We start from the raw sequence: 10014 nt of genomic DNA on the forward strand, positions 1-10014 counted from the left end.
GCTCGGCCGATGACGGAGGCCAGCATCATCCGCGCCGACGACGGCGGCGGCTACACCGGCAAGCAGGGCATGCAGTACTTCGCCGGCATCTCGGCGGAGAGCTGCGGCGCTCGCGGGCTGTGCATGCACCTGCTCGAGCTGCCGGCCGGCGGCGAGGCCAAGGCGCACCTGCACGAGGGCCACGAGTCGGCCATCTACGTGCTCGAGGGCTCCGCGGCCATGCGCCACGGCCCCGGCCTCGAGCGGGTCGACACCTTCGCGGCCGGCGACTTCGTGTACATCCCCGCCGGGGTGCCGCACCAGCCGTTCAACCCCACCGACCGCCCGGTGCGCGCGCTCATCGCCCGCACCGACCCGAACGAGCAGGAGAGCGTCGTGCTGCTGTAGCGCCGTTCCGCCGTCCGCGAACCGGCTGGACGGCGGCGCGGCGGGTCGGCTGGGGTGAGGGGCATGCGGCTCCTCGTCCTCGGTGGCACCCACTTCCTCGGCCGGCACGTCGTGACGGCGGCGCTCGAGCGCGGCCACGAGGTCGCCACCTTCACCCGCGGCGTCTCCGGCGAGCCGCCCGAGGGGGTCCGCGCGCTGCGCGGCGACCGCGACGACCCTGACGCCCTGCCCCGTGCCCTCGCCGGCCGGCAGCCGGAGCTCGTCGTCGACACCTCGTGCCAGAGCCGGGCGGCCGCCCGGAACGCCGCCGCGGCGCTGCCCGACGTCGCCGGGTACGCATTCGTCAGCAGCCTCAACGCGTACGCGACCTGGCCGCCCGGTCCGATCGGCCGCGAGGACGGCGAGCCGACCTGGGACACCGACGACGACGAGTACGGCCCGAACAAGGCCGCCGCCGAGCGCATCCTCGGCGCGGCCCTCGGCGAGCGGTTCCTCACCGCCCGCGCCGGCCTGATCATCGGCCCGCACGACCCGCTCTACCGGCTGGGCTGGTGGCTGGACCGGATCGCCCGCGGCGGCCGCGTCGTCGTCCCCACGTCCGTCGACCAGCCGATCGCGGTGGTCGACGCCCGCGACCTGGCCGGCTGGCTGGTCGAGATGGCGGAGAAGGGCGTCAGCGGGGCGGTCAACGCCACCGGGCCGGCCGGGATGACCACGCTCGGCGGGCTGCTGGACCTCTGCCGTGAGGTGACCGGCTCCGCCGCCGAGTGGGTGCCGGTGCCCGACGCCGACCTGCTCGCCGCCGGTGTCGAGCAGTGGCACCACCTGCCGCTGTGGCTGGAGCCGGCGACCGCCGCGACCGCCTGGGACGTCGACACCTCCCGCGCCCGCGAGCTCGGCCTGCCCAGCCGTCCACTGCGCGACTCGGTCGCCGACACCTGGGCCTGGATGCAGGGCAGCGCCCGGCCGGAACCACCGTCCGGCCGGGCGCTGCCCGGTCTGCCCCAGGAGCTCGAGGAGCGGCTCCTGGCGTGAACCTCAGCCCTGCGGCGCGGACGGACGCCCTGCGCTGACCGGGGCCTCGTGGGCCGTGCGCTCCTCGGGCAGCCGAGCTGCGGCGTTCGGCTCGACCGCCGCCCGCTCGAGCGCCTGCTCCTTGCGGTGCTGGCGGAACGAGTGGGCCACCGCGGCAGCCCAGACCGTGACCAGCACGGCGTAGGCGACGGCGCGGACACCGTCGGAGGCGTCCACCCAGTCGCCGGACAGCAGTGTGCGGGCGTTGGTGAGCACGATGATCCCGCCCACCAGCGAGCCGAGCAGGCGTGGCGGCAGGTGCCGCACGAGCCAGGCGGCGACCGGCGCGGCGACCAGGCCGCCCGCCAGGAGGCCGACGACCCACACGAAGTCGATGCCCTGGGAGCCGAGGGCGAAGAGGAAGCCAAGGCTCGCGGCGAGCGCCACCAGGAACTCCGAGGTGTCGATCGAGCCGATCACCTTGCGCGGCTCCATGCGGCCGCTGGCCAGCAGGGCCGGCGTCCCGACCGGCCCCCATCCGCCGCCGCCGGTGGCGTCGACGAAGCCGGCGACCAGGCCGAGCGGACCGAGGAAGCGCTTGCGCAGCGGCTTGCCCAGGTTGCGCCGGTCCAGGCCGCGGAGGGTGAACCGGACCAGGATGTAGAGGCCGAGTGCCAGCAGGATCAGCGACATCACCGGCGCAGCGATCTCGGTGGACAGGTGCGAGAGCACGGTCGCGCCGGCGAAGGCGCCCACCGAGCCCGGGACGCCGACCTTCGCCACCACCTTCCAGTCGACGTTGCCGAAGCGCCAGTGCGCGACGCCGGAGACCAGCGTCGTGCCGATCTCGGCGAGGTGCACGCTGGCGGACGCGGTCGCCGGGTTCATGCCGATCGCCAGTAGCAGCGTGGCCGAGGTGGCGCCGTAGGCCATTCCCAGGCTGCCGTCGACGAGCTGGGCGCCGAGCCCGACCAGGGCGATCAGGACGAGGGACTTCACGAGGGCAGGACTCCGGATGTGCGCGCGGCCGGGCCTGGCCGCGGGAGCGAGCGGTGTGCAGAGGCGCCCGTCGGGCGCGGGGAGTCAGCAGCCCGGACAGGTCGCGGTGCAGACGCGCAGCAGGTCGACGTGGATCCGCCCCACGAGGAGCACCGCTGTCACCGCCACGGCTCTATGTCTACCAGGCCGATCGACAATTGCCGGGCGGTGTCCCGGCAGGTGGGATCACCCGCGGGCGGACCGGAGGCCGTCGGCGCGGATCGTGGACCCCGGCCTACGGGGGCAGCCTGGGTCAGCCCACGAACAGGTTGGTGATCCAGTACGCCAGCGCCGCGACCAGGCCCGCCGCCGGCAGGGTGACGATCCAGGCGACGACGATGTTGCCGGCCACGCCCCACCGGACCGCGGAGAGCCGGCGGGTCGCGCCGACGCCCATGATCGAGGTGGTCGTGATGTGCGTCGTCGACACCGGGACGGCGAACACCGTCGCCGTCGTCACCATGACGCTGGAGGCGACGGTCTGCGCGGCGAACCCGCCGGCCGGGGTGAGCTGGATGATCCGCCGGCCCATCGTGCGCATGATCCGGAAGCCGCCCGCGTAGGTGCCGGCGCTGATCGCCGCGGCCGCCGCGAGCACCACCCAGAACGGCACGGTGAAGTCGTCGATCTCGCCGGCGGTGAACAGCGCCAGCGTCATGATGCCCATCGTCTTCTGGGCGTCCTGCATGCCGTGGCCGAGCGCCATGGTCGCCGAGCTGAAGATCTGCGCGGTCTTGAACCCGCGGTTGGCCTTGGTCACGTTGGCGTTCCGGAACAGCCACAGGATCAGCAGCATGAACAGGTAGCCCAGCCCGAAGCCGACCAGCGGCGAGACGATCATCGGGATGACGACCTTGTCGAAGACCCCGAGCCACTGCACGGTGTGCGCCGCGGCGATCGCGGCGCCGACCAGGCCGCCGATCAGCGCGTGCGACGAGGACGACGGCAGCCCGAACCACCAGGTGATCAGGTTCCAGGTGATGGCCCCGATGAGGGCCGCGAAGACGATCTCCAGCCCCTCGGTGCCCTGCGGCGCGTCGATGATCCCCGCCCCGACGGTCTTGGCGACCTCGGTCGAGAGCAGCGCGCCGACGAGGTTCATCACCGCGGCGAGGGCCAGGGCGACCCGCGGGGTGAGCGCCTTGGTGGAGACGGCGACGGCGATCGCGTTGGCCGCGTCGTGGAAGCCGTTGGTGTAGTCGAAGGCCAGCGCCACCACGATGATGACGACGAGCGCGACGAAGGCCGCGTCCACGGCGGTCAGGACTCCTTGACGGCGATCGTCTCGACCACGTTGGCGACGTGCTCGAAGGCGTCGGCGGCCTCCTCGAGCTGGTCCGCGACCTCCTTGAGCTTGAGGATCTCCAAGGCGTCGAACTCGCCGCTGTAGAGGCGGGAGATCAGCCGGCGGTAGAGCTTGTCCGCCTCGTTCTCGATGCGGTTGACCTCGATCCAGTAGTCGGAGAGGTCCTTCATGGTGCGCAGCCGCGGCATCGCCTCGGCGGTGGTCTGCGCCGCGCGCTGCAGCAGCGCGGTCTGCTGGCTCATCTCCGGCGGCAGCGTGCCGAGGCCGGTGAGGATCACCAGGTCGGCGGCGGCCTCGACGAAGTCCATGACGTCGTCGAGGTCGCTGGCGAGGTTGTAGATGTCCTCGCGGTCGAACGGCGTCACGAAGCTGGTGTTCAGCTGCCGGAAGATCGCGTGGGTCGACTGGTCGCCGGTGTGCTCGAGCTCGCGCAGCTGCTCGGCGAGCTCGGTCCGGCGGGCGTGGTCGTGGACGAACTCGGACAGGACGTTCGTCGCCGCGACGAGGTTCTCCGCCGAGGCGGTGAAGAGCGGGTAGAAGCTCGAGTCCTTGGGCGACAGGCTGAAGGGCACGCGGGGCTCCGGGGATGGCGGTCGGGGTGGGCCACCGACCGCCTGCCTGGCGGTCCGAGGCCTCGGGGAGCATAGGTGCCCACCGTTCACCCGTCGTTCACCTGCCCGCCGGATTCACCCCCGCGCGGCGTCGTCCCCCTCCGCGGCCTGCTCGACCAGCCCGTCCACCAGGTCGGCGCGGGCGCGGGCCACGCGGGAGCGGATCGTCCCGAGCGGGCAGCCCGCGACCTCGGCCGCCTCGGCGTAGGACAGCCCGAGCAGCTGGGTGAGCGCGAAGGCCTCGCGACGGTCGGCGTCGAGCCGGGAGAGCAGGTCGGTGACGACGGCGCCCTCGCCGACCCGGTCGGCGCCGTCCCCGGGGAGCAGCGCCTCCAGCTCGGCGTCCTCCCGCACGAGGGTCAGCCGGCGCCGGCGCCGGGAGCGGACGGCGTCGGCGCACACCCGCCGGGCGATCGCCAGCAGCCAGGTGCGCAGCGAGGAGCGGCCCTCGAAGCGGTGCAGCGCGCCGAACGCGCGCAGGTAGGTCTCCTGCGTCAGGTCGTCGGCGGCCTGCGGGTCGCCCAGCGCCGCGCACAGCCGCCAGACGTCGGACTGGGTGGCGCGCACGAGCGCGGCCGCGGCGACCGGGTCGCCGTCGGCGGCGTCGGCCGCGATCCGCTCCAGCTCGTCCACGTCCCCATCTTCGTTCCCCGGATCCGCGGCGGACGGGAACCCCACGCCGTGCCGGGACGACTACTGGTGCATGCAGTGCCCTGCCTACCGCGAGGCGGTCTCCGCCCGGCTCGACGGCGAGCCCCTCGAACTGCCTGGTCAGGCGCTCGACGAGCACCTCGCCGGGTGCCCGGCGTGCGCCGCCTGGGCCGAAGACGCCGCGGCCGTGACCCGGCGGGTGCGGCTCGCCCCGGCCCCCGATGTGCCCGATCTCACCGCGCGCGTCCTGGCCGCGCTGCCCCGCGAGCTGCCGGGCGCGCGGGCGGCGGCCCGGTCGCGGCTGGTCGCCACCGCCCTGCGGCTGGCGCTGCTGGCGGTCGGGGTCGCGCAGGCGGGCCTCGCCTGGCCGTCCCTCTCCGGGGGCAGTGGGGCGATGAGCGCGCCGGTGCACATGGCGCACGAGACCGGGGCGTGGAACCTGGCGGTGGCCGCCGCCTTCCTCGCCGTGGCCGCCTCGCCGCGGCTGGCCGCGGGGGCGCTGCCGTTCCTCGGCACCTTCGGTGCGCTGCTCACCGTCGTCACGGTGCGTGACCTCGGCGCCGGCCACGTGCACGCCGACCGGGCGGTCGCGCACCTGCTGCTGCTGGCCGGGGTGCTGCTGGTCAGCGGCATGGCCTGGCGGGGCCGCCGGCGCCGGGCGGCCGGCGCGCCGGTGCGCGGCCGGGTGGTCGCGTGAGGCGCGCGGTCGCGCTGCTGCTGGCCCTGGTCGGCGGCTGGCTGGTCGCCGGCGTCGTCCTCGCCGGGCCGGCCGCGGCGCACGCCGAGCTGGTGTCGACCACCCCGGAGTCGGGCGCCGAGCTGGACGCCGCTCCCGAGGAGGTCACGCTGACCTTCACCGAGGGCGTCTCGGTGGGGGCCGGGTACGCGCGGGTGCTCGACGCCGACAACGCCCGCGTCGACACGGGGGAGCCCACGGTCTCCGGCGACGTCGTCACGGTGCCCCTGCGCGGCGACCTGCCCGACGGCGGCTACCTGGTCACCTACCGGGTCATCTCGGCCGACTCGCACCCCATCTCCGGGGCGTTCTCCTTCGTCGTCGGGGAGGGCGAGCTCATCGCGGCGACGCCCGGCGAGACCGGCGACGCGACCGATCCCGGCGTGGCGGCCGCGCTGCCGGTGGCCCGGTGGCTGGGCTTCGCCGGCATCGCCCTGGCCGTCGGCGTCCCGGTGCTCGTCCTCGTCTGCTGGCCGGCGGGCTGGTGGTCGGAGCGGCTGCGCCGGCTGGCCGAGGGCGGCGCCGTCGCGGTCGCCGTCGGTGCGCTGGCGGGCTTCGCGCTGCAGGGCCCGTACGCCGCCGGCGCCGGGCTCGGCTCGGCCCTCGACCCGGCGCTGCTGGGCACCACGGCGAGCAGCGGCTACGGCGTCGTCCTCGTGGTCCGCGCGCTGCTGGCGCTCTACCTGCTCGCCGCGCTGGCCCGGTACTGGCGGCGCGGCACGCGGCCGGCCGGGTGGGCGCTCGCCGCGCCGGCCGCCGCCGCGGTGGGGCTGGTGGTCACCACCGCCGCCGTCGGGCACCCCATCGCCGGCGCGTGGCCCGGGCTCGCGCTGCCGGTCACCGCCGTGCACGTCGCCGCGATGGCGGTGTGGCTCGGCGGGCTGACCGGCCTGCTGGCCGGCGTGGTCCGGCCGGACGTGCCCGCCGACGAGCTCGCCGCCGCGCTGCCCCGGTTCTCGCGGCTGGCCTTCGGCTCGGTGGTCGCGCTCGTCGTCACCGGCATCGTGCAGTCGGTGCGCGAGGTCGGTTCCCCTGCCGCGCTGGTCGAGACGACGTACGGCTGGCTGCTCGTGGCCAAGCTGCTGCTGGTCGCCGTGATCCTGGCCGTCGCCGGGGTGTCCCGCGTGTGGGTGCAGCAGCACCTCGGGGTCGAAGGGCCGCGGCGCCGGGTGACCGCGCACGCCTTCGCCGCCGAGGCGCTGGACGACGACCCCGCCGTCGCCGAGCGCACGCGCGCGCGGGCCGACTCGGCCGCCGAGGACCTGCCGTCGTTCCGGCGCTCGGTGCTGGTCGAGCTCGTGCTCGCCGTCGCCGTCCTCGGGGTGACCTCCGTGCTGGTCGGCACGCCGCCGGCCGCCCAGGCCGTCGCCCAGCCGGTCGACGTCACCCTGCCGCTGCAGGGGGCGACCGGGGAGGCCGGGACCGTGCAGGTCTCGGTCGACCCGGCCCGGCCGGGAGCGAACACGCTGCACGTCTACCTCTTCGACGACGCCGGTCGGCTGGTCCAGCCGGCGTCGATCACGGTGGCGCTCACCGAGTCCGCGCAGCAGATCGGGCCGCTCGACGTCGAGCTCGAGCCGGCCGGGCCCGGCCACTACGTGGGCGACGGCATGCAGATCCCCTCCGACGGCACCTGGACCCTCACCGTGACCGTCCGCACGGACGAGTTCACCGCCCGCACCGCCAGCACGGACTTCCCCGTCCGCTGACCCCCGACCCCTCGATGAACAGGAGACCTGTGTCCACGTCCTCCCCGGTCCGCCGGCTCGGCACCGTCCTGGCGGCCCTCCTCGGGCTGCTCCTCCTGGGCACCGGCGTGGCCTCCGCGCACGTCACCGTGTCCTCGCCGGACGCCGCCGCCGGCGGGTTCGGCAAGGTCGTCTTCCGCGTGCCCAACGAGAGCGACACGGCCAGCACGGTCCGGCTGCGCATCCAGCTGCCCACCGACACCCCGTTCGCGTTCGTCAGCACCCAGCCGGTGCCGGGCTGGACGGCGACGCTGACCCGCACCCAGCTCGACCCGCCGATCGACGACGGGCACGGCGGGCAGATCCGCGAGGCCGTGTCGGTGGTCGAGTTCGCGGCCGAGCCGGGGGAGGGGATCGGGCCCGGTGAGTTCCAGGAGTTCGCGCTCTCCCTCGGCCGCTTCCCCGAGGCCGACTCGCTGACCTTCGCCACCGTGCAGACCTACAGCGACGGCTCGGAGTCGGCGTGGATCGAGCCGACCGTCGAGGGTCAGGCCGAGCCGGAGAGCCCGGCGCCGGTGCTGACGCTGGCCGCCGCCGCCGACGGCGCCGCGTCGCACGACAGCGGCGAGACCGCGACCGACACCGCCTCGTCGTCCTCGGAGCACGAGACGGCGAACGAGCCGGCCGGGCTGGCGCTGTTCCTCTCCATCCTGGCGCTCGTGGTCGCCGTCGCGGGCGTCGTCCTGGCGGTGCTGAACCGCCGACGTACCGTGTCCTCGTGACCTCCTCCGTCCGCGGCCGGCTCGCCGTCCTGCTCGCGGCAGGGCTCCTGCTGGCCGGCTGCGGCGGGTCGGGGGAGTCCGGCGGCACCGAGGTGTCCCAGGCGGGGGCGGCGCACGAGCACGGCGGCGCGCCGGCCGAGGCCACGGGGCCGCGCGGCGACTACGCCGGCGTCGACCTCGACCCGCCCTACCAGAAGCCCACGTTCACGCTCACCGACGCGAGCGGGGCCGCCTACGACTTCACCGCCGCCACCGCGGGCCGGCCGACGCTGCTGTTCTTCGGCTACACGAACTGCCCCGACGTCTGCCCGACGACGATGGCCGACATCGCCGTCGCCCTGCGCGACGTCGACCCGGCGCTGGCCGAGCGGGTGCAGGTCGTGTTCGTCACCACCGACCCGGCGACCGACACCCCGGCGGTGCTGGGGGAGTACCTGGACCGCTTCGACGCCGACCTGCCCACCCAGTTCATCGGGCTGACCGGCGACCAGGAGGCGATCGACCAGGCGCAGCTGTCGGCCGGGGTGCCGCTGGCCGAGGAGCAGGGCCGGGTGCACTCGTCGCTGCTGCTGCTCTACGGCGACGACGACGTGGCGCGCGTGGCCTTCGACGCGGGCAACACCCCGCGCGACATCGCCGAGGACCTCGCCACCGTGGCGGGCTCGTGAGGCGGCTGCTCGTCGTCCTCCTCGGGGTGCTGGCCGCGCTGCTCGTGGCCGGCCCGGTGCGGGCGCACGTCGGCGGCGGGGCCGCCGGCAGCGACTACGACGGCCGGGTGCTCGCCGTGACGCCGGAGATGCCCGGGGTCGACGTCCGGGTGCTCTCCTTCGGCGACGAGTTCGAGCTGGTCAACGGCACGAACACCGACGTGCTGGTGCCCGGGTACTCCGAGGAGCCGTACCTGCGCATTGGTCCCGAGGGGGTCTGGCGCAACGCCAACAGCCCGGCGACCTACATCAACCTGGACCGCTTCGGGCGCGTGACGCTGCCGCCGAACGCCGACCCGTCGGCCGAGCCGGACTGGGAGCAGGTGTCGACGCAGCCGGAGTACGTCTGGCACGACCACCGCACCCACTGGATGAGCGAGGGCCAGCTGCCGCCGGCGGTCGCGGCCGACCCCACGCGCACGCACAGGGTGTTCCAGTGGGAGATCCCGATGGTCCACGGCGGCGACGAGGTCACCGTCGCCGGGGAGCTCACCTGGAGCCCGCCGCCCTCGCCGGCGGTGATCTGGCCGGTCTACGCGCTGCTCGCGCTGGCGGGGGTGCTCGCCGGGGCCCTGGGCCGTTCCCCGCGGCCGCTGGGCGGGCTGCTCGTCGTCGGGGCGGCCGCCGCGCTGTGGCACGCGGCGGCGACCCCCGCGCCGCCGGCGTCGCTGGGGACGCACACCGGGGCGATCGTCTCCGCTCTGCTGCCGGTGGTCTTCGTGCTGGCGGTCGCCGTGCTCGGTGCGCGGGCGGCGCTGCGCGGCCACGGCGTCATGACCGGGCTCATGGCCGTGCTCATGGGCTGGCTGCTGCTCATCCAGGGCCTGCCGGACGTCGACGTCCTCTGGACGGCCAACGTGCTGTCGAACGGGCCCCAGTGGCTCGCCCGGGCCGCCGTGGCCGTCCTCGTCGCGCTCGGCGCCGGCCTCGTGGTGAGCGGCGTGGTCGCGGCCCGGCGCTACCGCGACCCGGCCCGCACCGACCCGGTGCCCGACGGCGCCGGGGGGGGGGGGGGGGGGGGGGCGGGGCGGGGGGGGGGGGGGGGGGGGGGGGGCGGGGCGGGGGGGGGGGGGGGGGGGGGGGGTGGCGCTGGT

Annotated in this window: 11 protein-coding genes; 7 read left to right on the top strand and 4 right to left on the bottom strand. The window is 75.5% G+C overall.

Features of this window, described 5'->3' with window-relative positions:
• The first annotated feature begins 9 nt into the window (after window positions 1–9).
• On the top strand, window positions 10–387 hold the full coding sequence (locus ACI8AF_RS10405; RefSeq protein ID WP_456539621.1) for a cupin domain-containing protein: 378 nt from the start codon (window positions 10–12) through the stop codon (window positions 385–387).
• Window positions 388–450: 63 nt separating this feature from the next.
• The gene (locus ACI8AF_RS10410) at window positions 451–1422 is read left to right on the top strand and encodes an NAD-dependent epimerase/dehydratase family protein (protein ID WP_456539622.1); all 972 of its coding nucleotides are present in this window, start codon (window positions 451–453) and stop codon (window positions 1420–1422) included.
• A gap of 3 nt (window positions 1423–1425) precedes the next feature.
• Here the strand turns inward: ACI8AF_RS10410 and ACI8AF_RS10415 are convergent, their stop codons facing one another.
• From ACI8AF_RS10415 to ACI8AF_RS10430, 4 genes are all read right to left on the bottom strand, one after another.
• Window positions 1426–2400 carry a sulfite exporter TauE/SafE family protein gene (locus ACI8AF_RS10415; protein WP_456539623.1) on the bottom strand — a complete coding sequence of 325 codons (975 nt, stop codon included), beginning with the start codon at window positions 2398–2400 and terminating at the stop codon, window positions 1426–1428.
• Window positions 2401–2692: 292 nt separating this feature from the next.
• Complete coding sequence (locus ACI8AF_RS10420; protein ID WP_456539624.1) at window positions 2693–3694, bottom strand: anion permease; 1002 nt, start codon at window positions 3692–3694, stop codon at window positions 2693–2695.
• 5 nt (window positions 3695–3699) lie between these two features.
• Window positions 3700–4317: a DUF47 domain-containing protein gene (locus tag ACI8AF_RS10425; protein ID WP_456539625.1), complete on the bottom strand. Its 618-nt coding sequence runs from the start codon at window positions 4315–4317 to the stop codon at window positions 3700–3702.
• A gap of 114 nt (window positions 4318–4431) precedes the next feature.
• Window positions 4432–4989: a sigma-70 family RNA polymerase sigma factor gene (locus ACI8AF_RS10430; RefSeq protein WP_456539626.1), complete on the bottom strand. Its 558-nt coding sequence runs from the start codon at window positions 4987–4989 to the stop codon at window positions 4432–4434.
• A 70-nt stretch (window positions 4990–5059) separates the two neighbouring features.
• On the opposite strand from ACI8AF_RS10430, the gene ACI8AF_RS10435 reads away from it, so the two are divergent.
• From ACI8AF_RS10435 to ACI8AF_RS10455, 5 genes are all read left to right on the top strand, one after another.
• Window positions 5060–5704, top strand: a complete 645-nt coding sequence (locus ACI8AF_RS10435) for a zf-HC2 domain-containing protein (protein ID WP_456539627.1) — start codon at window positions 5060–5062, stop codon at window positions 5702–5704.
• Window positions 5701–7452: a copper resistance CopC/CopD family protein gene (locus ACI8AF_RS10440; protein ID WP_456539628.1), complete on the top strand. Its 1752-nt coding sequence runs from the start codon at window positions 5701–5703 to the stop codon at window positions 7450–7452. Before ACI8AF_RS10435 ends, ACI8AF_RS10440 begins: the two co-directional genes overlap by 4 nt.
• Window positions 7453–7481: 29 nt before the next feature.
• Complete coding sequence (locus ACI8AF_RS10445; protein WP_456539629.1) at window positions 7482–8213, top strand: YcnI family protein; 732 nt, start codon at window positions 7482–7484, stop codon at window positions 8211–8213.
• Window positions 8210–8881 carry an SCO family protein gene (locus ACI8AF_RS10450; RefSeq protein WP_456539630.1) on the top strand — a complete coding sequence of 224 codons (672 nt, stop codon included), beginning with the start codon at window positions 8210–8212 and terminating at the stop codon, window positions 8879–8881. Before ACI8AF_RS10445 ends, ACI8AF_RS10450 begins: the two co-directional genes overlap by 4 nt.
• Window positions 8878–10014, top strand: a 1137-nt coding sequence (locus ACI8AF_RS10455; RefSeq protein WP_456539631.1) for a hypothetical protein, incomplete at its 3' end; no start/stop codon positions are given. The genes ACI8AF_RS10450 and ACI8AF_RS10455, both read left to right, overlap by 4 nt.

It is taken from the genome of Blastococcus sp. SYSU D00669 (assembly GCF_054050715.1).